The sequence below is a fragment of the Listeria aquatica genome, from assembly GCF_014223975.1.
GTDB lineage: Bacteria > Bacillota > Bacilli > Lactobacillales > Listeriaceae > Listeria > Listeria aquatica.
Map to the genome: position 1 here is coordinate 162,326 of NZ_JAARRM010000003.1, position 26,013 is coordinate 188,338.

Annotated in this window: 24 protein-coding genes; 2 read left to right on the plus strand and 22 right to left on the minus strand. The window is 39.9% G+C overall.

Features of this window, described 5'->3' with window-relative positions:
• Window positions 1–18: 18 nt before the first annotated feature.
• The 11 genes from thrB to HB912_RS09495 all read right to left on the minus strand — a co-directional run bounded on the left by thrB (window position 19) and on the right by HB912_RS09495 (window position 12,136).
• On the minus strand, window positions 19–885 hold the full coding sequence (thrB, locus tag HB912_RS09445; RefSeq protein ID WP_185374067.1) for a homoserine kinase: 867 nt from the start codon (window positions 883–885) through the stop codon (window positions 19–21).
• On the minus strand, window positions 885–1,940 hold the full coding sequence (thrC, locus tag HB912_RS09450; protein ID WP_185374069.1) for a threonine synthase: 1,056 nt from the start codon (window positions 1,938–1,940) through the stop codon (window positions 885–887). The genes thrB and thrC overlap by 1 nt, the downstream gene beginning before the upstream one ends.
• Before the next feature lie 2 nt (window positions 1,941–1,942).
• Window positions 1,943–3,229, minus strand: a complete 1,287-nt coding sequence (locus HB912_RS09455; RefSeq protein WP_185374071.1) for a homoserine dehydrogenase — start codon at window positions 3,227–3,229, stop codon at window positions 1,943–1,945.
• A gap of 196 nt (window positions 3,230–3,425) precedes the next feature.
• Window positions 3,426–3,668 (minus strand): type B 50S ribosomal protein L31, encoded by a 243-nt coding sequence (locus HB912_RS09460; protein WP_036073211.1) that lies wholly within the window; start codon window positions 3,666–3,668, stop codon window positions 3,426–3,428.
• Between the two features lie 103 nt (window positions 3,669–3,771).
• On the minus strand, window positions 3,772–5,043 hold the full coding sequence (gene rho / locus HB912_RS09465) for a transcription termination factor Rho (RefSeq protein ID WP_036073213.1): 1,272 nt from the start codon (window positions 5,041–5,043) through the stop codon (window positions 3,772–3,774).
• A gap of 62 nt (window positions 5,044–5,105) precedes the next feature.
• Complete coding sequence (locus HB912_RS09470; protein WP_185374073.1) at window positions 5,106–6,377, minus strand: UDP-N-acetylglucosamine 1-carboxyvinyltransferase; 1,272 nt, start codon at window positions 6,375–6,377, stop codon at window positions 5,106–5,108.
• A 92-nt stretch (window positions 6,378–6,469) separates the two neighbouring features.
• Window positions 6,470–7,534 carry a lysylphosphatidylglycerol synthase transmembrane domain-containing protein gene (locus HB912_RS09475; protein ID WP_185374075.1) on the minus strand — a complete coding sequence of 355 codons (1,065 nt, stop codon included), beginning with the start codon at window positions 7,532–7,534 and terminating at the stop codon, window positions 6,470–6,472.
• An 8-nt stretch (window positions 7,535–7,542) separates the two neighbouring features.
• Window positions 7,543–8,565 carry a glycosyltransferase gene (locus HB912_RS09480; protein WP_185374077.1) on the minus strand — a complete coding sequence of 341 codons (1,023 nt, stop codon included), beginning with the start codon at window positions 8,563–8,565 and terminating at the stop codon, window positions 7,543–7,545.
• Window positions 8,558–9,835 carry a glycosyltransferase family 4 protein gene (locus HB912_RS09485; protein WP_036073216.1) on the minus strand — a complete coding sequence of 426 codons (1,278 nt, stop codon included), beginning with the start codon at window positions 9,833–9,835 and terminating at the stop codon, window positions 8,558–8,560. The genes HB912_RS09480 and HB912_RS09485 overlap by 8 nt, the downstream gene beginning before the upstream one ends.
• 327 nt (window positions 9,836–10,162) lie before the next feature.
• On the minus strand, window positions 10,163–11,017 hold the full coding sequence (fba, locus tag HB912_RS09490; RefSeq protein ID WP_036073218.1) for a class II fructose-1,6-bisphosphate aldolase: 855 nt from the start codon (window positions 11,015–11,017) through the stop codon (window positions 10,163–10,165).
• 201 nt (window positions 11,018–11,218) lie between these two features.
• Entirely contained in the window at window positions 11,219–12,136 is a 918-nt protein-coding gene (locus HB912_RS09495) for a diacylglycerol kinase (RefSeq protein WP_185374079.1), read from the minus strand.
• A 300-nt stretch (window positions 12,137–12,436) separates the two neighbouring features.
• Here HB912_RS09495 and HB912_RS09500 point away from each other — a divergent pair, with 300 nt between their 5' ends.
• On the plus strand, window positions 12,437–15,172 hold the full coding sequence (locus HB912_RS09500; protein WP_185374081.1) for a GW domain-containing glycosaminoglycan-binding protein: 2,736 nt from the start codon (window positions 12,437–12,439) through the stop codon (window positions 15,170–15,172).
• A gap of 112 nt (window positions 15,173–15,284) precedes the next feature.
• On the opposite strand, the gene HB912_RS09505 is transcribed toward HB912_RS09500, so the two are convergent.
• The 6 genes from HB912_RS09505 to HB912_RS09530 all read right to left on the minus strand — a co-directional run bounded on the left by HB912_RS09505 (window position 15,285) and on the right by HB912_RS09530 (window position 21,031).
• A complete protein-coding gene (locus HB912_RS09505; RefSeq protein WP_185374083.1) occupies window positions 15,285–16,886 on the minus strand; it encodes a CTP synthase in 1,602 nt (533 codons plus the stop codon).
• Window positions 16,887–17,247: 361 nt separating this feature from the next.
• Window positions 17,248–17,790: a DNA-directed RNA polymerase subunit delta gene (gene rpoE, locus HB912_RS09510; protein ID WP_185374149.1), complete on the minus strand. Its 543-nt coding sequence runs from the start codon at window positions 17,788–17,790 to the stop codon at window positions 17,248–17,250.
• Between the two features lie 118 nt (window positions 17,791–17,908).
• Window positions 17,909–18,058 carry a hypothetical protein gene (locus HB912_RS09515; RefSeq protein WP_165849995.1) on the minus strand — a complete coding sequence of 50 codons (150 nt, stop codon included), beginning with the start codon at window positions 18,056–18,058 and terminating at the stop codon, window positions 17,909–17,911.
• Window positions 18,059–18,197: 139 nt separating this feature from the next.
• The gene (argS, locus tag HB912_RS09520; protein ID WP_185374085.1) at window positions 18,198–19,868 is read right to left on the minus strand and encodes an arginine--tRNA ligase; all 1,671 of its coding nucleotides are present in this window, start codon (window positions 19,866–19,868) and stop codon (window positions 18,198–18,200) included.
• Window positions 19,855–20,301, minus strand: a complete 447-nt coding sequence (locus HB912_RS09525) for a YwiB family protein (protein ID WP_185374087.1) — start codon at window positions 20,299–20,301, stop codon at window positions 19,855–19,857. Before HB912_RS09525 ends, argS begins: the two co-directional genes overlap by 14 nt.
• A 73-nt stretch (window positions 20,302–20,374) precedes the next feature.
• Window positions 20,375–21,031, minus strand: a complete 657-nt coding sequence (locus HB912_RS09530; RefSeq protein ID WP_185374089.1) for a site-2 protease family protein — start codon at window positions 21,029–21,031, stop codon at window positions 20,375–20,377.
• A gap of 73 nt (window positions 21,032–21,104) precedes the next feature.
• Between HB912_RS09530 and HB912_RS09535 the strand changes: the two genes are divergently transcribed.
• A complete protein-coding gene (locus HB912_RS09535) occupies window positions 21,105–21,290 on the plus strand; it encodes a 2-hydroxymuconate tautomerase (RefSeq protein WP_185374091.1) in 186 nt (61 codons plus the stop codon).
• Window positions 21,291–21,323: 33 nt separating this feature from the next.
• Here HB912_RS09535 and HB912_RS09540 read toward each other — a convergent pair whose 3' ends face one another.
• The 5 genes from HB912_RS09540 to HB912_RS09560 form a co-directional block, all read right to left on the minus strand.
• Entirely contained in the window at window positions 21,324–22,637 is a 1,314-nt protein-coding gene (locus HB912_RS09540; protein ID WP_185374093.1) for an HD domain-containing protein, read from the minus strand.
• Window positions 22,638–22,654: 17 nt separating this feature from the next.
• Window positions 22,655–23,491, minus strand: a complete 837-nt coding sequence (lipL, locus tag HB912_RS09545; protein WP_185374095.1) for a lipoyl-[GcvH]:protein N-lipoyltransferase — start codon at window positions 23,489–23,491, stop codon at window positions 22,655–22,657.
• 301 nt (window positions 23,492–23,792) lie between these two features.
• Window positions 23,793–23,993, minus strand: coding sequence for a hypothetical protein (locus tag HB912_RS09550; protein WP_185374097.1), 201 nt, complete (start codon window positions 23,991–23,993; stop codon window positions 23,793–23,795).
• Window positions 23,994–24,018: 25 nt separating this feature from the next.
• A complete protein-coding gene (locus HB912_RS09555; RefSeq protein ID WP_244964468.1) occupies window positions 24,019–24,507 on the minus strand; it encodes a YxeA family protein in 489 nt (162 codons plus the stop codon).
• Between the two features lie 21 nt (window positions 24,508–24,528).
• A complete protein-coding gene (locus tag HB912_RS09560) occupies window positions 24,529–26,010 on the minus strand; it encodes a DUF6056 family protein (protein ID WP_185374099.1) in 1,482 nt (493 codons plus the stop codon).
• Window positions 26,011–26,013: the final 3 nt, after the last annotated feature.

The following is a 26,013-nucleotide window of genomic DNA, read 5'->3' on the forward strand; positions in this document are numbered from 1 at the left end:
TTCCTTTATCACTTTATTTCACTCAAAAACGCGCACCCCATTATGCTCCGTGCGAAGCGCCTCCACTTCCGCTTCCAAATCAAGCTCGCGCAGTTCTCGCCTTAGCGTTTCACTCACATCATGTGGCGCAAGCACGAGCACAGTTGGTCCCGCCCCACTAAGAACCGCCGCATATCCATGAAACTCGGCTACTTTACTCCGAATCACACTTAAGTGTGGGACAAGCTTCTCCCGGTATTTCTCATGAAACGAGTCGCGTTCCATCATTTTACCAGCAAGTCGTAAATCGCCTGCCATAAGAGCTGCAACCATCACATTAGCTACACTACTCGCTCGAACCGCATTCGCATACGAAAGCACGCGTGGTAGCACCGCGCGACTTTCACTTGTAAGCAAAGCTACTTTTGGGATAACAACCAAGATCGCCGCATCTGGAAAAGCATGCTGCACATAATAATCTCGATCTGGCTGCTTGCTACAAACGACGAGCCCTCCCAAAATAGCGGGGACAACATTATCAGGATGACCTTCAAATTCTGCAGCAAGCCTCACTTTTGCTTCACTCGAAAGACCAAGTTTTGCAAGTTGATTAGCCAGCTCAATTCCAGCAACAATTGCAGCTGAACTGCTGCCAAGCCCCCTTGCTGGCGGGATATCCGATTCCATAATCAAGTTGTGAGGCTTAAGATTAGGTGCCACCTTTTTAGCCACTTGAATGACCATATTGGTTTCATCTGTCGGAATTTCATCCGGAAGTTGGTGCTCAATCCGCCAAGCTTTACTTTCTTCACCAACAATAAGCGTCAAATATAAATCAAGCGCAAGTCCGCAAGAATCAAAACCAGGTCCAAGATTCGCTGTTGTTGCTGGGACTCGGATGCGCATTAGACTCTCACTCCGTTTCGCAAATGATCTCGCATCGCATCAATTGTTTCGATATGCGCAATATCAAAAGCATGCACATTCATAGCTGTATCTGGATCTTTCAAGCCATTCCCAGTGAAGACACAAACCACTTTCGAGCCCTGCTTGATGCGCCCTTCCTTCAAACTCTTGATAACACCTGCAAGTGAAGCGGCCGATCCCGGTTCAATGAAGACACCATCGCGTGCGGCCGCAAGCTTGTATGCCTCAATAATTTCTTCATCCGAAACAGCCGTGATGGCGCCACCCGATTCATCACGTGCCGCCTCGGCCAGCTTCCAGCTGGCCGGATTCCCAATCCGGATGGCCGTTGCGATCGTTTCAGGCGCTTCGATTCGCTCACCTTTCACGATGGCCGCTGCTCCTTCTGCTTCAAAGCCGTGCATTTCTGGAAGACCAGTTCCATGTTTGTCATTCCATTCTTTGAAGCCTTTCCAGTAAGCGGAAATATTTCCAGCATTACCTACTGGGATAGCAAGTATGTCAGGGGCTTTTCCCAGATCTTCACAAATTTCAAAAGCCGCCGTTTTTTGCCCTTCAAGACGGAATGGGTTTACTGAATTGACAAGGGTAACAGCTTCTGTTTCCGCAAGTTCTCGCACGGCGTCTAAGGCTTGATCGAAGTTTCCTGCAATCGCAATAATATCTGCACCATACATGACAGCTTGTGCTAATTTTCCAAGAGCTACTTTGCCGTCTGGAATTACAATATAAGCTTTCATGCCTGCACGTGCCGCATAAGCTGCAGCAGAAGCCGATGTGTTTCCTGTCGATGCGCAAATAACTGCTTCTGCTCCCGCTTCTTTCGCTTTTGCAACAGCCATTACCATTCCCCGATCTTTAAACGAGCCGGTCGGATTCAGCCCTTCAAATTTGCCGTAAAGTTCAACGCCCAGCTCTTCTGACAAGTGAAGAAGTGGAATGAGAGGCGTATTTCCCTCTGATAGCGAGAGGAGAGGTGTCGCTTCTGTAATTGGCAGATTATCTTTATATGTCTCTAGTAAACCTTTGTACATCTTTATCCCTCCACGACCGCGTACTGTGTAATAAGGCGCATCTCAGGTTCCGCATTCACGCCGCGTACAGCTTCGTCAATTTGATTGCGGCTTGCAGCATGACTAATAATCACTACCGTTGCCGTATGTTTATCATTTGGTTCCTGCAAGATTTTATCAAAGCTAACACCTGCATCAACAAATATTTTCGTTAACTTTAAAAATGTCCCTGTTTTATCATTCATTTGCATCCGGAAGTAATATTTCGAAAAAACTTTCTCTGCCGGTGTATACTTTGTTTCATGGACAAAACGATTAAACACGTTCCCGATCGTTCCAAGTTTGGTATTTTTAGCCACTGTGATTAAATCGCTTACGACACTCGTTGCAGTTGGCATTTCGCCAGCCCCGGGCCCATAAAACATTGTTTCTCCAACAGCTGCTCCAGTTACAAAAACGGCATTATTTTCATCACTTACGCCAGAAAGTGGGTGCGCCTTTGGAAGAAGTACTGGACCGACCGCAACATCAACTGTATTATCAATTTCCTCGGCTTGTCCAACTAATTTCACTCTATAGCCAAGCTGCGAAGCGATTGCAATGTCTTTTTGGGAAATGCCACGAATCCCTTTAGTTTTCACATCGTCCAGGTTTACATTCATTCCAAAGGCTAGTCTCGTTAAAATAACCATCTTGCGGGCCGCATCAATTCCGTCTACGTCACTCGTTGGATCAGACTCAGCAAAACCCAGATCCTGCGCTTCTTGCAAAGCTTCCTCATAACTTTTATTGGAGGCTGTCATTTGCGTTAACATGTAGTTTGTCGTCCCGTTTACGATCCCTAAAACTTTTTTAATTCTATCCGCAGCTAGGCTATTCACAATCGTCCTCAAAATGGGGATCCCACCTGCTACACTAGCTTCATAAAATAAATCGCAGTGGTTTTCTTGCGCCACTGCTACGAGTTCATCTCCGTGAATAGCAATTAAATCTTTATTTGCGGTTACAACACTTTTCCCTGCTTTCAGTGCATGCAAAATGTAATGATGTGCGGTTGTAATGCTGCCCATTACTTCTACAATAACAGCGATTTCTGGATCATCTAGCACGTCTTTTGGTTCGGTTGTTAAGGTAAAACCTTCTGCCTCGTAACGGCGATTCTTTTCTAAATCGCGTACAAGTACTTTCTTTACGGTGATATCATAGCCCGTCACTTGGCTGATTTTTTCTTGGTGTTCTTTTAGAATACGAATAACGCCGCTTCCCACGGTACCAAATCCTAACACACCTACTTGTAATTTTGCTTTCACATGAAAACCTCCTTTGAAAAGTATTGATCTCTTCTTTATTATACGCACGATTATTCAAGGATGTAAACCCTCTTATTCGAACCTTCACATTTCTTCCACTTTACTGACTATTCTGCTTTAAAACATCAAAAAAAATACACCTCTAAGAAGAGATGTATTTGTTCCTTCATGATTAGGCTTCGTTTGCGCGAACTTTTTAGAGTCCGTACTTTTTGTTGAAGCGGTCCACACGGCCGTCTGCAGTCGCATGTTTTTGTTTACCAGTATAGAAAGGGTGCGAATCAGAAGAGATTTCGACACGTAGTAACGGATATTCGTTACCATCTTCCCAAGTGATTGTGTCATTTGACGGTTTTGTAGAACCCGACAAAAATTTAAAATCAGTACTAGTATCAACGAAAACAACTGGACGGTAATCAGGATGAATTCCAGTCTTCATTTCTTTTCAACTCCTTCGCCCTGAATCATCTGAAACAGAGAAATTCACTGCAAGAAACACACAGTATGATAATTATAACAACTGATGCGCAAACAAGCAATAGTTATTTTTTAAACATTTCTTCATTCAATAATTCATGAAATTCTTGATTGGTTTTCGTCTTTTTCATATAGCGAATGAATCGTTCTGACATATCAAGTGCATCGCCTTGCACAGGCAAAACTTTCCGGATTTTCCAAAGTTGATCTAGTCGTTCTTTTGCAAGCAGTAATTCTTCTTTTCGTGTTCCAGAACGTCTAATATCAATCGCCGGGAACAATCTTCTTTCAGCAAGTGTACGATCAAGATGTAGTTCCATGTTTCCTGTGCCTTTAAATTCTTCGTATATCACATCATCCATTCTTGAACCCGTATCGATCAACGCTGTAGCAAGAATCGTTAAGCTCCCGCCTTCTTCGATGTTTCGCGCCGCGCCAAAGAAACGTTTAGGTCTATGAAAAGCAGCTGGATCGATCCCACCAGAAAGCGTCCGTCCACTTGGAGGAATCACAAGATTATACGCTCTCGCAAGCCGAGTAATGCTATCCATCAAAATAATGACGTCTCGTTTTTGTTCAGCAAGCCGCATCGCCCGTTCCAAAACAAGTTCTGCCACTTTAATATGATTTTCAGGTACTTCATCAAATGTTGAACTTGCCACATCCGCAGAAACTGAACGTTCAATGTCTGTTACTTCTTCAGGTCGTTCATCAATTAAGAGTACAATCAATTCTGCTTCTGGATGATTTTCCGTGATGGAATTGGCAATTTCTTTTAGTAAAATCGTCTTCCCAGCTTTTGGAGGAGCTACGATCAGCCCACGTTGCCCAAATCCAATGGGAGAAATCATATCCACCATTCGCATAGAAAGCGGGTACTGACCAGTTTCCAAATCAATTTGTCGGTTCGGATAAAGTGGCGTGAGCCCAGGGAAATGAACTCGTTCTTTTGCCACCTCAGGGTTCTCGCCATTTACTGCTTCCACATGTAGCAGACCAAAGTAGCGTTCATTTTCTTTAGGTGGTCTCACCTTTCCAGAAACTTTATCCCCCGTGCGCAAGTCAAATCGTCGAATTTGCGAAGCAGAAATGTAAATATCTTCTGAACTAGCAGAATAGTTGATTGGTCGCAAAAAGCCAAAGCCTTCTTGCGGAATAATATCCAGCACACCTTCCATGAAAAAGAACCCTTCTTTTTCTGCATTTGATTTAAGCAATGCAAAACTTAGTTCTTTTTTAGTCAGTTTGCTGTAATATGCAATTTTATGTTCTTTAGCGAGCGCATAAATCTCTTTGATCGTTAAACTCTCTAGATAAGACATGGACAAATTTGCCATTAATTAACCACCTTTATGTTTAAAATAGTTCACAAGAAGTCGATGACTCGAACGTTTATTTATCAAGAAATAGATGGCTCGCCCGATTCTTTACGAATATCTGCACCAAGTGCTGTCAATTTTTCAACGATATTACCATATCCGCGTTCAATATGTTCGATTTCAAGGATCTCTGTCGTTCCTTCTGCAACAAGGCCCGCAATAATTAGAGCTGCTCCCGCGCGTAAGTCTGTCGCTGTCACTTTTGTCCCTTTTAGTGGTGTTTTTCCATAAATCACAACACTTCGACCACTTTGCTTAAATTTACCACCCATTCGTTCCAACTCAGCGATTTGCTTAAAGCGATCAGAATAAACCGTATCCGTCACGATACCGCTTCCTTCTGCTTGGGTAAGGAGCGCCGTCATCGGTTGTTGCAAATCTGTCGCAAATCCTGGATACGCATACGTCTTCACATCAACCTTGCTCAACTGCTTAGCTTCACCAATATAAATAGAATCATCCGAAACGTCAATGGGTACCCCCATTTCACTTAATTTGGCTGTAATCCCTTCTAAGTGGTCTGGAATAACGTTTTGAATTTTAACTCCACTTCCAGCAGCTGCCGCAACAATCATATATGTCCCAGCTTCAATCCGGTCTGGGATAATCGCGTGTTTGCAACCCGAAAGCTTTTCGACACCTTGAATGCGAATTGTATCTGTCCCAGCTCCTTTGATATTTGCACCCATATTATTCAAAAGAGTGGCAACATCAATAATTTCTGGCTCTTTTGCCGCATTTTCAATCACCGTTTTTCCTTCAGCTAAAACTGCCGCGAGCATAATATTAATCGTCGCCCCGACGCTAACGACATCCAAATAAATTCTTGCTCCGCGAAGCTTTTCTGCTCGCAAATAAATAGCACCTTGTTCATTTGTTACTGTTGCGCCAAGTGCTTCAAAACCTTTAATATGCTGGTCAATTGGACGAGGGCCAAGATAACAACCGCCTGGAAGTCCCACTACTGCTTTTTTAAATTTACCAAGAAGTGCCCCCATTAAATAATAAGAAGCACGAAGTTTTTTTACATTGCCATTTGGAAGTGGCATATCGACAATCTCACTTGGATCGATAATTGCTTGATTTTCATCATATCGAACGTTTCCACCGAGTTCCCCTATAATTTGATAGAGTGTATGAACATCTGAAATATTTGGCAATCCCTCTAGTACAACTTCTGAGTCTGCCATGATTGCAGCTGGGATTAAAGCGACAGCACTATTTTTAGCCCCGTCAATCGTTACAGTCCCTGAAAGCTTTTTGCCGCCTTGTATCACCAATCGATTCGCCATGACTAACCTTCTTTCTTTTCAATTTCTTCCTTCATTATCGCTGAAACCCGTTTTTTATGCAAGACTCTGCTCCGTAAAAAAGCCATCCTCCTCTAGGACAGCTTTTCTTTAAATTGAACGCTCGCCGTTTTTTTTTTCGTTTCAGGCCGCTTATCTCGAACCATTAACGCAACCGCCCCAAATACGATACAACTATAATACGTGACAATACGCCATAAGATCAGAGCTGCAAGTAACTTAGCGGATCCAAGAAACGGAGCAAACAAAAGCGTAAACGTGTATTCCGCTCCACCACTTCCGCCAGGGGTTGGCATCACTGTTGCAAACATCATGATGAAAGCATGAAATGTAATCACCATATAGAGTCCCATAGTTGTAACACCTAACCCTAGCATTACAAAGTAAGGAATCGCAAAATATACCCATAACTGTAATGTTGTATAAAAACTAGCTGATAATATGAGTCGCCAATCCTTACTGATTCGACCACTTTCTTCATGAAATGTATCAATTTTTTCATCGATGCTTTCCTCTATTTTAAGCATCCGCTCTTTTTTCAAAAACCAACCGACCGGCTTTAAAAGTGTATGTACCAATCTGGTCGTAAAGCCACGACTCTTGCTGACAAGAACTAAAGCGATGATCACTAAAAGATGAACCAAAAAACCTACTACTACAAGATATTTCACTTGCGGAACTGCTCCAGTCATCAAATAGTGAAAACCAAAAATCAAAACCAGTAAAAAGTTAACAACTATCATCGCTTGATAGATAATAAATTTAAATAGCAAAACTGAGCTTGCAGATCCAATATCCATGCCTTTTTTGATCAGCGCGTATAGCTGTGCAGGCTGACCGCCCGCCTGCATAGGTGTAATGGTATTGAAAAATTGCCCGATCATTGTAATACGAAAAGACGAAAAAAATTTTTGTTTCTTAAAACTTGGTTTTACACTTTTATGGAGAACGACGCCCTCGAATAGCCAATACAAAAACATGAATAAGAACGCTACTAAAATCCACCATAAGTTAACTCGATCCATCTCTTCGAAGAATTTTCTCAAATCGACATCGCGAAACTGCCAAACTAAAAAACCAATGCTAATCACAAGAATCAAAAAAATATTGAGCCAGTTTCGTTTTGCAGTTTTGCTCATGCCTCTTTTCACTCCTTCACTAATTGATGGTAAAAGTCATCCCAAATTTTAGTCAACCTCTCCTCTGAATAGTATTCAGCACCTGCTCTCGCCATTTGAACAAGCCGGTCATAATCAGAACGATTCTCTTTTAATTCACTCAGTTTTTGAATGAATCCCTGATTGTCACTTGCAGCATCATAATATCCCGTTAAAATATCCTTATATAAGTCAAGATCCCGAACAAGCACTGGAACATCCGCGCTCATCGCTTCGAGTATCGCCATCGGGAAAAGTTCATTATAAGAAGGCATGAAAAAGACATCTGCCATGTTAAAGCAATCATTCATTTCTGTTCGATCGACAATTCCAATAAACTTTACATTCTTTGGAGGATGGTCATAAATTTCTTTGAGTTCCTCGTAACCAGCCGTGATTTTCCCGAAAGAAAATCCTCCTGCCCAAACAAATTCAATTTCAGGGAGCGCACGTGCGACTTCGATGAAATCTAGTACGCCCTTTCGATGCTGCACTTGTCCAACTCCAAGCACAACAAATTTGTCAGGGGCAATCTGATATTTTTTCCTAATTTCTTGTTTCGCTTCGCTCTTCATTGGATAAAATGTTTTTTTGGAGACAAAATTAGGGATATAATGAATTTTTTCGCGAGCAATCCCGTGTTGTTCAAGCTTCGGTATAAACGACGAATTGACCACTACAATTTGATCCATTCGATTATAAAAAGAAATCAAATATTTATAAAAAACAGCGCGGGCAATTTTAGGTAGCTTTAAACTTCCTTCCAAAGTTTCTGGCAGAAAGTGGACATAGCCAACCCGAACTCCGCGCTTTTTCTTGAAAAATGTCGAAAGATAGAAATGAAAATCTACCGTATGGTAATGCGTAATGTCGCTTTTATGAAAGGTATTAATTGAAAGATCAAACTTATCATTTAAGTGTTCGGACACAAGGTTAACTAGCTCACGATAGGCAGAGGCAACTCCTTGTCCCTTAACTTTTTCCGCAGACGACAGCATAGTTAGTTTAATCACGTCTACTAGACCTACCTTTCCTGATGTGTGGGTTTGATGTTAATGAGAAAACCTGCGAAGCCATCTTACTTCTTAAAAGGGTCGGCTTCAAATCAATTGGCTTTCTCTCTGTCGACTGGTAGGTCGCAATCACTTCCATATAGGCAGCTTCAACCGTTTTACCAAAGTTCTCTGCCGAATAACATAGGACTTCGCTCCGTCCATTTTGAGCAATTTGTTTGGCCCTTCCCGGGTTTTTCAAAACAAACAGTAAACGGGGCGCTAACTCTTCATCAGAATCAAATAAAAAGCCTGTTTTTTCATCTATTAGAAAATCTTCAATGCTCTCATCACGTTTAGCAACAACTGGAAGTCCTGAAGCCATAGCTTCGATATAAGTCAAACCTTGTGTTTCACTTGTCGAAGCACTGACAAACAAATGGCCTAGCTGGTAATAATTCCCAACTTTGGTCCACTCAACAGCACCCGTAAAAATCACAGAATCGGCTAACCCAAGTTCTACAGATTTTTCTTCGAGTTCCGCCTTAATTGGTCCATCTCCTACAATCACCAGTTTCGCGTTAGGAATCTCTTGTAAAACCTTCGGGAAAGCTTCTAGAATTGCATCAATATTTTTCTCATAAGCGACACGACCTAGCGACAAAATAACCGGATCTTCTTTTGAAATGCCAAGTTCAGAACGGATCGCATCTAAGGTTTCATCGTCTGCACGTTCGAACGAATGCAAATCTGTACCCGTTGGAATTGTGTAAATTAATTTATTTAAACCACAATCTTCCAAATGATGACGCACCTTTTGCGTTGGCGCAATGAGTGCCTGATAACTTTCACAAAAAGAACGTGTCATTCTCTTTACCATATTTGGCTTTAAGATTTTGCCTTTAGCAATGTAATGCAGATAATCCACATACATCGTGTGGTAGGTATGAATGATTGGAATCGAATATTTCTTCGCAATTTTTTTACCTAAAAGTCCTAGCGAAAATTCAGTATGTGTATGAATAATATCTAAATTCAATTCTCCGACAAGACGAATAAACTTACTCATGCCTGCAATAGCGATTCTTCGCTCTGGAAAGAACACAAAAGGAATGCTTGGCAAACGAAATACACGTCCCTCTTCGCTTGCTCTATCAGCATTAGGATCGGTCGTCGTAAAAATATATACGTTGTGTCCTCTTCGTCTCAGCTCTTCTTCCAAGGTGGCAATTGAAGTCGCTACCCCACTGATTTGCGGACTGTAGGTATCGGTAAAGATCCCTATATTCATTACTATCGCCTACTCTCTCCATGTTGGTTCTCTGGATATCTGTTTCATTATTATAGCATAATTCACGATATATGTATCCCAAAGCCTATTGTTCGGATATCTCTATTATGAAGCCATATCCTCACTTTTTCATACGCCCTCAGAATGATTTTTATCTAAATCTTTAATTAAAGTGTCTATCACTTTTTTCCAACTGCTTTATTTTACAACCCTTTTCGATATAACACAATAACCATTATTCCAGGCCGTTAAACAATTCCCTAAATCAAGGCAAACAAAAAAGGAGAGACGTACAAACGCCTCTCCCTAAAAAATTTAAAATTGTTCTTACGCTTTTCCGTTAGAACCGAATTCTTGAATTTTTTCTGTAACTGTTTTAATGATCGCATCGACACCAGGGCCGATAACTTTACGTGGATCATAAACATCTTTATCAGCAGCAAGTTTTTCACGAACAGCTGCAGTCCAAACAATTTGGCACTCAGTGTTAACATTGATTTTGCTGTGACCAAGTTCAATCGCTTTTTTAATTTGATGTTCAGGAATTCCTGATCCACCGTGAAGTACAAGCGGTTTACCTGTAAGTTCGGAGATTTCTTTCATTTCGTCGAAGCCTAGCTTTGGTTCGCCGTGGTAAGGGCCATGTACAGAACCAAGTGCAGCTGCAAGCGCATCAATACCAGCTTCTTTCACAACGCGTAAGCATTCTTGTGGATCAGCATAGTTAATTCCACCAGTAACACCATCTTCTGTACCACCAACAGTTCCTACTTCAGCTTCTACAGAAACACCTTTTGGATGTGCATAGTCTACAACTTCTTTTGTCATAGCTACGTTTTCATCAATTGGATGGTGAGAACCATCGATCATTACCGATGTGAAGCCTGCATCAATCGCAGCTTTACAAGAATCAAAGCTTGAACCATGGTCTAAGTGGATAGCAACTGGAACTGTAATTTTCAAGTCTTCTACAAGCCCTTGAGTCATTTTTACAACCGTGTTGAATCCTCCCATGTATTTTGCAGCACCTTCAGATACACCAAGAATTACAGGTGATTTTTCAGCTTCTGCAGCTTTCAAGATAGCTTGTGTCCATTCAAGATTGTTGATATTGAATTGACCAACAGCATATTTTCCAGCCAATGCTTTGTTCAGCATGTCTGTCATGTTAACGATAGGCATAATACAATTTCCTCCCTCAGGAATTTAAGAAAACTTGATGTTTTCTTAACTTATTTGAATTTCCGCCGTGAAAAATAGTGGCAGCTATTTTTCCCTAACAAAAATATCATAACAGATTTGTGAGCAATTTACCATAAAGAATACCTATTATTTTCTGAAAACGCTTTACTCCTAATCACTTTGAAAATCTACTGCTATCAGTTAGTAAGGAGCGTTTTTCAACTTATCTTGATCAGCAAAAACCTCTAAGGCTTGATGCAAACATTGAACAGTATAAGGAGTCTCACCACCATACACCCCATCATAGCTGAAATTCAAAGGCGTGCGCCCAGTAATCTCAACATTTTTGACTCGCCGATAAATAACATCATCGCTTTCCAGATGTGTTCCACGCTTGAGTAATAGAAAAAGCGAGAACAAACGGGCTGGACTTACCTTTTTTAAAATCAGCAGATCAAAATAGCCATCATTAATTTTCGCTTTCTTGACAAGCGATTCCAGTCCGCCAACTGTATGCGAGTTATTGATAAAGCTCAGTAAGATCGGCCCTTCAAATGTTTCCCCATCAAAATCCATCTGCACATCTACAGATTTCAATTGAGGGAGCATCTTTAACCCGTCAAAAAGATAAGCCAGCCTCCCGAAACGTTTTTTCTTCTGTTCAGAGACCGCATATGTAATTTCTGTTATTTTACCGATCGCTGCATTATTAATAAAATATTCATCTTGATTGCATTTTCCAATATCTACTTTCACAATGTTGCGCTTAGCAATTTGTTTTGCTGCCAGAATGGGATCTTTTTGGAAACCAAGTGCTCGGGCATAATCATTCGTTGTCCCAATCGGCAGTATCCCTAAAACTGGTCGATTATTAGAACGCATGATGCCATTAACAACCTCATTAACAGTTCCGTCTCCTCCAGCGGCAATAATGGCTTGCCACCCTTCACTTGCTGCCTGAAAAGCTATTTTTGTAATGTTTCCCGGCTCTTCTGTTGAAGATACTAACGTTACTTCATAACCAGCTTGAACTAATAATCGTTCAACCTCAGGCATAATTTTATGGAATTTATTCTGTCCCGCCGCTGGATTATAAATAATCATCGCTGTTTTCAACACATTCATCCCCCCACTTCACTTTTTTAGTTTCCTACAAAAAACATTCATCTGTCAATTTTAGGGCTTTGCGCCCTCAACTTTTTTCCTAAAATTAACTATTTCCTTTCCTAAAAAATACCCTTTTTTTATGTTAAATATTATATATTCGCTAAACGCCTTGAAAAAACTGAACACTTTACCAGCCAAAAGAATCATTTTTGATTGGTATATTGACGCTACCAGATAGGATTGTCATAATAGAAATAGAAAGTGACATTTTTTTCATTTTTCGACAATAAAAAAAGAGGAGTTGATCAACATTTGAAAATACTTCTGCATTCAGCATTTCTTGCAACTGGGCTGGCTCTTGTTGCCATTCCAAGCGTTGCCTCCGCTGATGAAGTAAATACCCCGCGGCCTCACGATACTACGGACGACTTAAAATCCGCGGATGAACAATCTATTTATGTTCCTCAAGCAATCCGTGAAGGAAAAGTCACGGAAGAAAATGATGGATTTGAAGATGGGACGGATACGAATGTATTAGCTGATGTTCCTATGCTCCGTGCTGCTGGTTATCCAGATGTAAACAGCTACATCAAATCTAAAAACTTCAGTACGGCTAGTATTGAATATCAGTTAAAAAGTCAATTCCCGAAGTTCAACTATCGGAATGGTTACGGGAAACCTGAAGGAATTGTATTGCACGAAACAGCGAACAATAATTCCACTATTCAAAATGAAATTGATTATATGAGTGGAAATTGGCAAAATGCATTTGTTCATACTTTTGTTGATAAATCTCGTATTATTCAGATTCATCCAACTGATAATGCTGTTTGGGGAGCCGGACAGTATGCCAATGCTCGGTTTGTCCAATTTGAGCTTGTTCGTTCCAAAACTTTTGACGATTTTGCTCGTTCTATCAATAATTATGCGTATTATTCGGCATATTTGCTTACAAAATACAATATGAAAGTTGACAGTGCGGAAAGCGATGGTAAAGGAACCGTTTGGTCACACAATGCGGTTACCAAATACCTTGGTGGAACCACTCATACCGATCCAATTGGTTACTTTAATCAATATGGCTATAATTGGAACAGCATGATGTCCCTCATCCAAGAAAAATATAATCAAATTAACAACGGCGTTATTCAGTATGACAAAGTGATTTGGGCTTATGCTCGCGTGAAAACACCAAACACGGTTATTTACTCAAAACCAACTGGTGCAAAAGGAGCAACATCTGTTGGTAATCTCTCTAGCTACTCTGGCAAGCAAATGCGCCTTGTCCGTGAAGCAAAAGTTGGAAATACCATTTCTTCACAAATTAGTGTTGATGGAAAAGTGATTGGCTATGTAAACAATGCTTCACTTGATATCTTTTATAAAACAGCCAACGAAACCTCTCTCTCTGGCTATCGCATGGTAAAAACGGCAAATCAAAATGATGGTTACTACATGTTACCTGTCGCTGAGCCGGTTGATAAAAAGGGCACTTTGAAAGATCTTTATAATAAAGTGTTAACAGTCGACCGACAAGTTACCGTTGACGGCGTGGTTTGGAATCGTATGAAAAACGGGTCAGCCATTGTTGGATGGACAAAAGCAAGCAATCTGGGACTTACCGTCTCAACAAATGACATCATTTGGGCTTATGCTCGTGTGAAAACAGCAAACACAACCATTTATTCTGGCCCTGTTGATTTTGCAACAGCTGTTTCTGTAGGAAACTTGTCTAGTTATTCCGGTAAGCAAATGCGCCTTGTTCGACAAGCTAGAGTCGGAAATACCATTTCTTCGCAAATTAGTGTTGATGGAAAAGTGATCGGCTGGGTAAACAATAACTCACTCGATATCTTTTATAAAACAGCCAACGAAACCTCACTTTCTGGCTATCGCATGGTAAAAACGGCAAATCAAAACGACGGCTACTACATGTTGCCTGTTGCTGAGCCGGTTGATAAAAAGGGTACTTTGAAAGACCTTTATAATAAAGTGTTAACAGTCGACCGACAAGTTACCGTTGACGGCGTGGTTTGGAATCGTATGAAAAACGGAACTGCTATTGCTGGATGGACAAAAGCAAGCAATCTGGGACTTACCGTCTCAACAAATGACATCATTTGGGCTTATGCTCGTGTGAAAACAGCAAACACAACCATTTATTCTGGTCCTGTTGATTTTGCAACAGCTGTTTCTGTAGGAAACTTGTCCAGTTATTCTGGTAAACAAATGCGCCTTGTTCGGCAAGCTAGAGTCGGAAATACCATTTCTTCGCAAATTAGTGTTGATGGAAAAGTGATCGGCTGGGTAAACAACTCTGCCCTTAATATCTTCTACAAATCTGCGAATGAAAAGGTCGTTTCCTTAAAACGAATGGTTAAAGCCACAAGTCAAGGAGAAGGCTACTACATGTTACCTGTTGCAGAAGCTGCAGATAAACGTGGAACTTTGAAGAACGTGTATGGCAAAGACCTTACTGTTGACCGTGAAGTAACTGTTGATGGCGTAGTTTGGCAACGTATGAAAGACGGATCGAATTTAGTTGGTTGGACGAAGGCTAGTAACCTTGGGGTTGCCGCTTCCTCCAATAATATCATCTGGGCTTACGCTCGAGTAAAAACGGCAAATACACCTATTTATTCTGCGCCTGTCGGCTCCGCCGCTGCCGCATCTGCGGGTAATTTATCAAGCTATTCCGGTAAGCAGTTACGGCTCATCAGAGAAGCCAAAGTGGGCACTACTACATCATCACAATTTAGTGTCGATGGAAAAGTAATTGGTTGGGTAAACAATAGCTCGCTAAATGTTTTCTATAAATCCTCTATGGAGAAAATTATCTCTGTGAAGCGGACAGTGAAAAATACAAATGGTGAGTATTACCAATTACCTGTTCCTGAACCTGTTGACAGAAAAGGAACACTTGCTGCATATGCGGGTAAAACTTTAACTGTTGACCGTGAAGTAACAGTCGATGGAGCTGTTTGGAATCGTATGAAAGATGGCTCAACCATTGTTGGCTGGACGCTTGCATCTAATTTAAAAGCTTAATTTTAAAAATCCCCTGAAATCTTTCAGGGGATTTTTCATCTGTCGAAAAAAGCTTAGTTCTCTCGAATATGATTGATTCGAGTCAAACTAAGCTTTTTTTATGCTTTTTCTTTTAGTTTTGTGCTGCCAAAGCTGCGCCTACAAATCCATCAAACAGGCTTTGCGGACGATTTGGGCGGGAAATAAATTCAGGATGATATTGACAAGCGACAAACCACGGGTGATCCTTTAATTCAACAACTTCAACTAAACGACCATCTGGACTTGTTGCTGAAACAATCATACCCGCTGCTTCCACTTGTTCACGGAAATCATTATTGAATTCATAACGGTGACGGTGACGTTCCTCAACGAGTGTTGTGCCATATGCTTCAGCCGTTTTGGTTCCTTCTTTAATTCGAGCAGGATATAAACCTAAGCGAAGGGTTCCACCAAGATTTTCAATATTTTTTTGTTCTGGAAGTAAATCAATGATATTGTACGGCGTTTCAGGATCAATCTCTGCAGAGTGTGCCCCTTTAAGCCCCACTACATTTCGAGCAAACTCTACTGTCGCAAGCTGCATGCCTAAACAAATGCCAAAGTATGGCACTTTGTTTTCACGAGCATAGCGAATAGCAGCAATTTTACCTTCGATTGCTCGGTCTCCAAAGCCACCAGGAACAAGAATCCCATCCACATGTCCAAGTAGTTCTGTAACATTTTCCTCTGTCACTTTCTCGGAGTCGACCCAGTCAATTTCAATTTCTGTATCATGTGCATATCCAGCATGACGTAAAGCTTCAGCCACTGAAAGATAAGCATCTTGTAAGGACACATATTTGCCGACTAGCGCAATCCGTGTTTTCTTGGACAGATTTTTCACACGATGTACTAGCTCTTTCCATTCTGTCATTTCTGCCTCTCGTGCTTCTAGTTTTAAATGGTCTAACACAATTTGGTCCATTTTTTGCGCTTGAAGAGAAAGTGGCACATTATAAAGGGTGTCTTCATCGCGACTTTCAATAACTTCTGAAGCTTTAATATCACAGAATAGCGCAATCTTCTCTTTCATTTCCGTCGAAACCGGTTGTTCCGTTCTTACAACAATCAAGTTCGGTTGAATACCCAAACTGCGTAATTCCTTTACACTGTGTTGGGTTGGCTTTGTTTTCATCTCACCAGCAGCCTTAATATAAGGAATAAGTGTTGTATGAATATAAAGCACATTTTCTGAACCTACATCACTTTTAATTTGGCGAATGGCCTCAAGGAAGGGAAGCGACTCAATATCCCCAACGGTGCCCCCGATTTCCGTAATAATAATATCAGAATTTGTCATTCTTGCAGCACGAAAAACACGATCTTTTAATTCGTTCGTGATATGCGGAATGACTTGAACAGTCCCACCAAGATAATCGCCTCGGCGTTCCTTTTTTATAACTTCGGAGTAAATTTTTCCAGTTGTTACGTTACTGTAACGGTTTAAATTAATGTCGATGAAACGCTCATAATGCCCAAGATCTAAGTCAGTCTCAGCACCATCATCCGTTACAAACACCTCACCATGCTGATAAGGACTCATTGTACCTGGATCGACATTAATGTACGGATCAAACTTTTGAATCGTCACACTGAGACCACGGTTTTTTAGCAAACGGCCAAGTGAAGCCGCTGTAATTCCTTTTCCGATTGAAGAAACTACGCCACCCGTCACAAAAATATACTTCGTCATCGTTTAAAATCTACTCCTTCCAAAAAATAAATATATCAGCGCTTCTCAGTCGCTTGGGGTAAGAACAAAACCGCCCTACAAATAAAAGCACCAAATGCAAGAAATGCTGATTCTGCACTTGGTTAATTTTTATCTATCCACGGATCCAATAAAAAAAAGCGCCCCCGAAAATAAATACGGGAGCGCTTTTTCTTCCGATCAATTGTCCCAATTAAGGGAGCCCAATTAAAATACTACAGTTGAAACCCAAATAAGTCAAGCTTTTCTTTCGACAAACTTCATGCCCGTCTAGCTCAAATCCGCTAGCTACGTGTAATAAGAAAAAAATCAACTAAAAAATTTTTAGCTGATTTTTTCCGAATTACTCTTCCGGATCTTCTGTATAATCACCATCACTATAATCATCTTCTACCGTTGCCAAATCTCCTTCGATACCATCCGGCAAATGATCATCCATATCTTCATCTTCGTCAACTAGACCATCAGAAAGCGAAACTTCTTCTTCACCCAGTTCCTCAACTACATCGTCTTCCTCATACTCAACATCGTCATCCATAAGATCATCTAACTCTTCATCTTCATCATCGTCTTGATCTTTCTTACGTTTTTTCTTCGGAGCTGAGTGTGTTTGAACTTCTTCATCGATCGCATCAATTGGATACCATGCTCGAAGTCCCCATGTATTATTACCAAGCGAAATAAAGTTCCCATCAATGTTCATGTCCGTATAAAACTGAACTAAGCGTTCCTTCATGTCGTCACTTGAAATCCCCAAAAATTTCTCGATTTCTGTAACTAATTCTTGAAAATTAATGACTTCACGTTTTTCTTCTAGCACATAATGTGCAACCTCAATTAGTGAGACTTCTTTCCGTTCTTCTTGCGTTAACTTACTTAAATCCAAAGTTGGCACGCCCTTTCCTCACACGTTTTCGCTTCAATGACTTTTTCAACTCATTTATTCAACTTTTATCTCATTTCACTATTTTACATGTTACTAGACGCAAGCACAATCCGAAAATTCAACTTCGTTTTACGATTTGGTAGCCAATGTAAAAGAATAGGACCGCCATCAGTAAGATTGGAATTGATCCAAGTTGAAAATTATAGAGAACATAGATTGCGACGCACAGAAACACGAAAAGCAGCGTTAATATAATGATTCGCTTCATTTATTGCTCTCCCCGTCATTAAAATGCCTCTGTTTGTTTAACTTTAAAACATTTTATTTCTTCCGTCAATAACAAGCATCAACAGACCTAGAAGGCAAAAGCCATGAAAGAAGCTTTTCTCCTCTTGTCTTGCACCTAATTACATTTTCTCTGGAGCTTCAACTCCAAGTAATTTCAAGCCGTTTTTCAAATTGATCTTTGCCGCTTTAATCAAAGCTAAACGCGCTTTAGTAAGCGGAACATTTTCCTCATCCAATACTTTATTCGTATTGTAGAACCGGTGGAATGCTGCGGCAAGGTCATTCAAGAATCTCACAATTCGATGTGGTGCTCTTTTCGAAGCGGCTTCAGCAACAACATCAGGGAAGTCGCCAATTACTTTTAAGAGGTCAAATTCGACTTCCGATTCAAGCAACGAAATATCTGCCTGATCAGAAACTTGAATTCCTTTTTCTTCGCCAGAACGCAAAATACTTGCGATCCGCGCATGAGCATATTGTACGTAATACACCGGATTTTCATTTGAAGTCGACTTCGCAAGCCCCATGTCAAAATTCATATGCGTATCCGAACTCCGCATTGCAAAAAAGTAACGTGTTGCATCCAAACCAACTTCTTCAATCAAATCCCGCATTGTAACAGATTTCCCTGTCCGTTTACTCATTTTCACTTGTTCGCCATTTTCATAAAGATGAACCAGTTGAATAATTTCCACTTCAAGTTGGCCAGGCTTATAACCCAGTGCTTCAATCGCAGCACGCATCCGCGGGATATAACCATGATGGTCGGCCCCCCAGACGTCAATCAAAATATCGAAGCCACGATTTAGCTTATCCAAATGATACGCAATATCTGGGAAGAAATACGTATAGCTCCCATCTGATTTAATCAGAACACGATCTTTATCATCCCCGAAGTCCGTGGTTCGTAACCAAGTTGCACCATCTTGTTCAAACACATAGCCATTCTCACGCAGCTTCTCGAGCGTCGGCAAAATTTTATTATTCTCATAAAGCGACGTTTCGCTAAACCAACTATCAAAATGAACCCGAAACTCATCTAGATCTGCTTTTAATTTTGCTGTTTCAAACGCTAGTGCATCTTTCCGGAATACTTCACGGCGTTCTTCTTCGCTCACATTCACATACTGATCGCCATATTTGTCAGCAAGTTCCTTACCAAGCTCGATGATATCTTTTCCGTAGTAGCCATCTTCTGGGAAAGCTTTTTCAATGCCTAACGCTTCAAAATAACGTGCTTCAGCAGAAAGCACTAAATTTTGAATTTGATTTCCTGCATCATTTACATAATATTCCCGTTCAACATCGAACCCAGCCATATCCATGATATTTGCAAGCGAATCTCCAATTGCGGCGCCACGAGCATGGCCTAGATGCAAGTCTCCTGTTGGATTCGCTGAAACAAATTCAATTTGAATTCGCTCTCTTTTACCAAAATCAGACTGCCCGTAAGACTCATCTTCTGCAAGAACCGCAGGAATAACCTTTGTCAAATAACGATTATCCAAGAAAAAGTTGATGAATCCAGGACCAGCAATTTCAATTTTTTCAATTTGAGAACTTTTCGTATCAAATTCTTGAATAATACTTTCAGCGATTGCTCGAGGTGCTTTTTTCGCTACACGAGCAAGCTGCATCGCAATATTTGTGGAATAGTCACCATGCGATTTTTCTTTCGGTACTTCAAGAAGAATTTCTGGCATATCAGCTTCGCTAATCCCCGTTGCTTTTAGAACAGCCTGCTTAATTTGCCCAACCAAATTCTCCTGTGTTTCTTTAATTAAATTCATTTGGGTCCTCCTCTATCCGCATTGTTACCTCATATGAACCCACGTAGGTTCCTGCACTCAGCAAATCATACTGAAATGCAACTTCTCCTTGTGCCGTATCTTGATTGAACACTTCATTATAGCTGACGAGTTCCGATTCAAATAAAAACTTACCTGCGCCAGACTCAACCGAAGCAGTGCTTTTGCTTTTATCTTTAAAAAAGTGTAAACGCATATTAACAGCGCCATTTCGAAGCAAAAGAAGCTCTGTTTCTGAAACTTTAAGAACCGAGCGGATTTTTCCTTCCACTTGTTGTTCCTCATAGTGAAGATAAATATTCCCCTCGTCACGATAAAAAACCCCTGGAACAGTGATTTCAGTTTTTTCCAGAGCATCCATTTGCCGCACTAGATTAGTAATTTGAATTCTTACCGGCTTACGTTCCTTTACCATCCTTCAGATTCCTTTCGAAGAGAAGTGTAGACGTACTATATTATAGAAAAAAAAACATAGAAAAGCAAATCACTTAGAAGAAAATCCCTTGATAGAATTCGGTCATACCGTTAATGAAAAACGGAATTACTGTACTAAAAATCGGACCAATTGTAAAATTATATAGCGGCGTTAGCGCAATGATAAGAAAAACTAAAAAAGCGTATTGCTCAACTGGTGCGATTTTCTCGCGGAATCGCATCGGTAGAAACTCCAGTATAATTTGATAGCCATCAAGAGGCGGGAAAGGAATTAAATTAAATACAAATAGAACTAAATTTAATTGAATAAAAATCGTGAAAAAATTAGACCAGATAGTTACTGTTAAAATAGAATGATTATGGCTAACAAGAAACATAAAAATGCCCATCGCGATAAAAGCTAATAATAAATTACTGATTGGCCCCGCAAGAGAAACGAGGATACTTCCTAAACGGCGCTTCTTTAAATTAAAACGATTAACAGGAGTTGGCTTTGCCCAACCAAATCCAACTAAAACAACCATCAATAAACCAATAAGATCAACATGCACAAAGGGATTCGGGGATAATCTTCCCTCTCTCTTAGCCGTATCATCGCCAAATAAAAGGGCTGTATAAGCGTGTGCCCATTCGTGAACAGTAAACGCAATCAAGATGGTGACAACGACATATGGAAGTGTCTCAAGCGGATAAGCTAAAAAGTTACTCATTTAATTATTCCTTTCGTTTCCTTAAAATTTATATTATAATGGCACTATCCAAATAATAGCAGAGGTGATAACCATGCCGATTGTAACCATCAAATTTCTAGAAGGTAGAAGCGACGAGCAAAAAAAAGCACTCGTAAAAAATGTAACAGACGTTGTTTCATCTGATCTAAATGCACCTAAAGAAAAGATTCATGTTGTTTTGGAAGAAATGAAGAAAACTGATTACGGTGTTGCGGGCATCCGCAGCTCAGACCTATAATCGCCTAACCTTGCCGCTTGCGGCAAGGTTTTTTTATTGCATTTCTTTTTTATGGATCAGTGAGACCATCTCTTTTGCCACTTCAATCGGAATTCGCCCATTTTCAATAAAATCAAGCGGAAAATATAGTTTGACATCCGTTCGGATTTTCCCGCCAATCGATTCAACCACAGGAGATTCCGTCGAAAGTTCATGCAGCTCTCCGTTACGCATTAGAAGCTGAATTGGCGACTTTCCAGTACTTGCTCCTGGTTTATAAAGGTCATATGGCAAGTCAGAAGAGTAATCAATCACAAGATAGTAAGAAGGATCCACGTCCGCTTTTTCAAAGAGCCCCTTCATTTGATTGTAAAAGGCTTGATCTTGTGATGGCTCATAATCCACATAATGGAGTAAACGTCTTGTTAAAAACCGGTTACATAAATCGCGCAAGATTTCATCATCTTCTTTTTGCCAGATAGAGAAATAAAACATCAAAATTGAATCATCTAGCGCCAAATATTCGTCAAGCGTTACATTTTCACAGAAAAACGGTAAAACTTCATTCGGCGTGACCGCAAATTCATAGTCTTCTTGATAAAGTGATTTTGCCCGGTCTAAGATTTTCCATAAAAGCACTTCACCACTTCGACTTACTGGGTGAAAATAGACTTGTTGATACATTTGATAACGGCTCATCAAATAATCTTCCACCGCGTGCATGCCTGATTCTTTAATAATTACGCCGTTGCTATCAGGACTTGGCCGTAAAACACGAAGAATTCGCTCCAAATCAAACTTTCCGTAGCTCACACCTGTGTAATAAGCGTCGCGAAGCAGATAATCCATCCGGTCTGCGTCAAGCTGGCTTGAGATCAGCTTTACGAGCGTTTGATTAGCGTGTGTTTTATTAATAACAGAGGCGACAAGAAACGGAAAGTCTTTCCCAGCACGCATGAGTACGTCTCTTACTTCTGATTTTCCCGTAATAATATTTTGTGTGAACTCTTCATGGTCCGTGTGAAACACTTTCTCGAACGCATGTGAAAACGGACCATGACCAAGATCGTGTAAAAGAGCCGCACAAAGTGCTGTAGCTCGTTCTGTTTCATTAAACGTATCTTCAGCAAAGGTAACATCCAAAATTTGTCTAACGATCTCATAGACCCCGAGTGAATGATTAAACCGGCTATGCTCAGCCCCATGAAAAGTAAGCGAAGTTGTTCCTAGCTGACGAATCCGGCGCAAACGCTGAAATTCTTTTGTTGCAATCAAATCCCAAATAATTTGGTCTTTTACATGTACAAGTCCATGAACTGGATCTTTGAATACTTTTCCTTCAGGCATCTTTTGTTGTAAGTAGCTCAAATTTCGTCACATTCCCTTCACTTGATTTTTTCATTACGTTGAATGATTCGTTCAAAATATTGCGGAAGCAAGTCAAGCTCTTCAGCCGACAGCGTGCTTGAATAAAGTTCACCTGCATAATAGCGCAAACTATTTAGTAAACGTCGTACAATATCATTTACCGTTAGTTCCTGTCCCAGAGAGCCTGACAATGTCCCCATCACACTTGGATCAACATCTGGAAATTTATATTTTTCTTGCAAATCTTTTCCACTTCGCTTGTAAAACTCACGAATAAGAGTCGAACGTTCATCTTGATTACCATTCAACGCAAGATAAATTTGTACAGATACCCCTTTTGCCATGCGTCGTTGTGCGATTCCAGCAAACTTTCGCCCTTCAATGCTTAAATCATAACTTCCCGGACAATAGGAACGTTCAATTTCACGTGCTTCAATCACTTGATCAAAATCAGCAAACATATCTTTAATTAATGTGAACATCGTTTCATAGCCACGATCAATGGCAATCCCCCGTTCAACATCCGGTAAAATAAGCGACAAATTTAAAACCTCTTGATCTAATACAACTGCTAACCCGCCAGAATTACGCAAAACTACTTTATAGCCGGCTTCTTTCAAAAAAGCAATACCTTCTTGTAATTTAGGAAGTTTTGTATCTTGAATCCCTAGCGAAACCGTTTTTTCATGAACCCAAGCACGTAAAGTAGGGGGGCTGACTTTTTTTCCAACAGTTCGGCAAAGCGTGTCATCAGTTGCGTAAGACTCAAGCGCCCCAAAAGCAGGATTAACATTCGTTTGATCAATAAAACGCCATTTAGGTTGCTTGAGTAAGCCTTCTTCCAATAAAGTCACGGTGCAAACTCCTTCACTTTTCTTTTTTGCTATTATAGCACACCAAGCCTTTCTATGGGAGCTAGTCCCTTAAAATCGCCATTTGGTTTTAAATCTGTTTTTTTCCCTTCACTTTTTTAGGTTTAAACCAAAGAAAACATAAAATAGCCACTAAAAACAAAATTTGTTTTTTCATGCTCATCCAACTTTCTTGTTTCTCTTTCTTTTCCTTCTCTTTTTTCAACTCAAACAAAAAAACGAGACTCTTTGGGGAAAGTCTCGTTTTATTATATAGAAAAGCTAGGGAGCTTTTTAAGCAATATTAGTATTCATAGGGGTCACGGCCATTTTTATGGTTCTTGCGATCGTCCCCCGACCAAAGTTTATAAAGCAAGAAGATAATCCCTGCCAAAATTAAAATCGGGAACAAGAAGTGTAAAGTTACACCAATAATTTTCAAAACAATATTTAAACCAATAAGTGCTAAAACAACTGTTAAAAAGTATTTCCAAAAGTTACTCATAATCAATCTCCTCATTTCTTTTTTATTATTTTGATGAAACGACTTGTATATCTGAAAGCTCCTTTGAACGAACTACCATTTGATTATCTTGAATAACTAAACGGTATGATTTATTCATTTCTAGCTTATCATTTGAATAAAATTTCAGTTGAACATTTCTTCCCGATGATGTTTTACATTCTTCCTTAAATGCGTATCCTTTAAAATTGGCTTTCTGAACTTTTTCACCTGAATGATTTATCGTCACTGTGTATGTATCTGAAGCCTCCGCAAACGGTGATCCTAATTCAATAAAAACCATCACAATCACAAAAACTGTAGCTAACAATCCAAACATTGCCCTTTTCATTTTTCTTGCTCCCTTATTTGATTTGATAAACTTATTATAAAGGGAAATTAGCACGATCAAAAAAGGCTGCAGAATGAATCTTCTATCCTTCCTTAGTCTGATATCACAATCAGCCCACAAAAAAACTGCTATATACGCATTTGCCCATTCATCAGGCGCACGCATACATAGCAGCACTTCATAGTCCTATTTAACAATCAGTTTCGTTTCTTTTGGAATTTTAAAATACACTTTAAAGGTTTCTTCTTGGAAGCTCCCTGGAACAGGAGTGCTATTCCATAAAAAGTCTTCGTATGGGAGCCGCTTCAAAGTAACCGCCTTTTCGCCGCTCTTAACTTGTTGTCTGACTTCTTCCATTCGTTCATTGTCAGCGGACTTGATGTGATAAAAGACAACGCTATAAGCCAGTGCAACCACAATCGTTAAACCAGCAATTGGAATAATCCAATTTGAAAAATCAATCCAATTTGATTCATTGGCAAAAACAAGTAAGCGAATGATGTAGAGTACAAACATTAAATACGGAATAACAAAGCAACGCGCGCCAATTGGCGTGATTAAGAAAAGTGGCGCAGAAACAAATGCTGCCGATAGCAAATAAAAAGAAAGTTCAACTTTTAAATTACGATTCAAAACAAAAAGAAACACACTTAGAATCAAGACTAAATAAAATAGAACGGATAGCCATGCTTCAAAATTTGCATTTTTCACTGGATTGGTAAAAAAACTTAAATGTAGTGTGTTCTTAACAATAGGCACGTAAAAAGCATAGATAGTTAAAATAAAAATAAAGCTATTCTTTAAAATCAGTAGTCCAGTTGAAAGATTTTTACCTGCTTTAACGAGCAGCAAGATTGTAACGAGTGCTAGAACTATATTAAGCCACATATTATTCATGATAAAAAGCTTGTACATATCTGTATAGAAGACTTCATAAATTCTGGAAAACAAGCCTTGATCCGTTTTAACAGAGCGGTAATTGTCAGACCCACTGAAAATTTTAACATAAGCTCCATTTGTAAACATAAGTATGGCACCAATTAAGGTTCCAACAAAATATAAAACTTGGAAAAAATAAAATTTACGGAACTTCACAAAACTATAAATAATAATAAAAAGTGCTGCAAACACATTATAAATAGTTGCATGTTCTACAAAAAGCTGAGAAATAACACCAAATGGGAGGGCTATACAAACAACAAACAGGCTATATTTCGGCGCTTTATCATAAAAGACATTTTTAATGATCAAGATATATAATAAAATACACAATATAGCTGTATTATAATTGGCAAATCCTGCTGCCCAAGTAAAAGTAGATTTCAACATGCCAAGTGGAACTGAAAGCACAAGAAAAAAGCTTAAGAAGCTTAGCGTCCATTTACTAGTTCTCGCAATAAGCAGTGGTAGAACAACTAATGCCGCTCCTAAGACCCCCATCAAAAAATAACGAATAAAACTAGAACGCGTAATTAAAATTTCTGTCAGGTTCCCTAGATATCTGCCGTTGTAATCTTTAAACCACTCTCCCAAGCGATCTGTACCAAAATGAATCGCCCATGTCCAATCATCGTGTGTGAGCGGCGTCATATATGATAGGAAAAAGTAAAATACAAACAAGATGAAACTGAAAATCGCTAGATGCAGACTGTTAATTTTTTTTGTCATTAT

Bases quoted from the DNA above. Each gene is read 5' to 3' on its own strand.
- thrB (WP_185374067.1), bottom strand. From the start codon at position 885: ATGCGCATCCGAGTCCCAGCAACAACAGCGAATCTTGGACCTGGTTTT.
- thrC (WP_185374069.1), bottom strand. From the start codon at position 1,940: ATGTACAAAGGTTTACTAGAGACATATAAAGATAATCTGCCAATTACA.
- HB912_RS09460 (WP_036073211.1), bottom strand. From the start codon at position 3,668: ATGAAGACTGGAATTCATCCTGATTACCGTCCAGTTGTTTTCGTTGAT.
- rho (WP_036073213.1), bottom strand. From the start codon at position 5,043: ATGGCAAATTTGTCCATGTCTTATCTAGAGAGTTTAACGATCAAAGAG.
- HB912_RS09470 (WP_185374073.1), bottom strand. From the start codon at position 6,377: ATGGCGAATCGATTGGTGATACAAGGCGGCAAAAAGCTTTCAGGGACT.
- HB912_RS09475 (WP_185374075.1), bottom strand. From the start codon at position 7,534: ATGAGCAAAACTGCAAAACGAAACTGGCTCAATATTTTTTTGATTCTT.
- HB912_RS09485 (WP_036073216.1), bottom strand. From the start codon at position 9,835: ATGAATATAGGGATCTTTACCGATACCTACAGTCCGCAAATCAGTGGG.
- fba (WP_036073218.1), bottom strand. From the start codon at position 11,017: ATGCCTATCGTTAACATGACAGACATGCTGAACAAAGCATTGGCTGGA.
- HB912_RS09505 (WP_185374083.1), bottom strand. From the start codon at position 16,886: ATGACGAAGTATATTTTTGTGACGGGTGGCGTAGTTTCTTCAATCGGA.
- HB912_RS09515 (WP_165849995.1), bottom strand. From the start codon at position 18,058: ATGAAGCGAATCATTATATTAACGCTGCTTTTCGTGTTTCTGTGCGTC.
- argS (WP_185374085.1), bottom strand. From the start codon at position 19,868: ATGAATTTAATTAAAGAAACACAGGAGAATTTGGTTGGGCAAATTAAG.
- HB912_RS09525 (WP_185374087.1), bottom strand. From the start codon at position 20,301: ATGGTAAAGGAACGTAAGCCGGTAAGAATTCAAATTACTAATCTAGTG.
- HB912_RS09530 (WP_185374089.1), bottom strand. From the start codon at position 21,031: ATGAGTAACTTTTTAGCTTATCCGCTTGAGACACTTCCATATGTCGTT.
- HB912_RS09535 (WP_185374091.1), top strand. From the start codon at position 21,105: ATGCCGATTGTAACCATCAAATTTCTAGAAGGTAGAAGCGACGAGCAA.
- HB912_RS09550 (WP_185374097.1), bottom strand. From the start codon at position 23,993: ATGAGTAACTTTTGGAAATACTTTTTAACAGTTGTTTTAGCACTTATT.
- HB912_RS09555 (WP_244964468.1), bottom strand. From the start codon at position 24,507: ATGCGTGCGCCTGATGAATGGGCAAATGCGTATATAGCAGTTTTTTTG.
- HB912_RS09560 (WP_185374099.1), bottom strand. From the start codon at position 26,010: ATGACAAAAAAAATTAACAGTCTGCATCTAGCGATTTTCAGTTTCATC.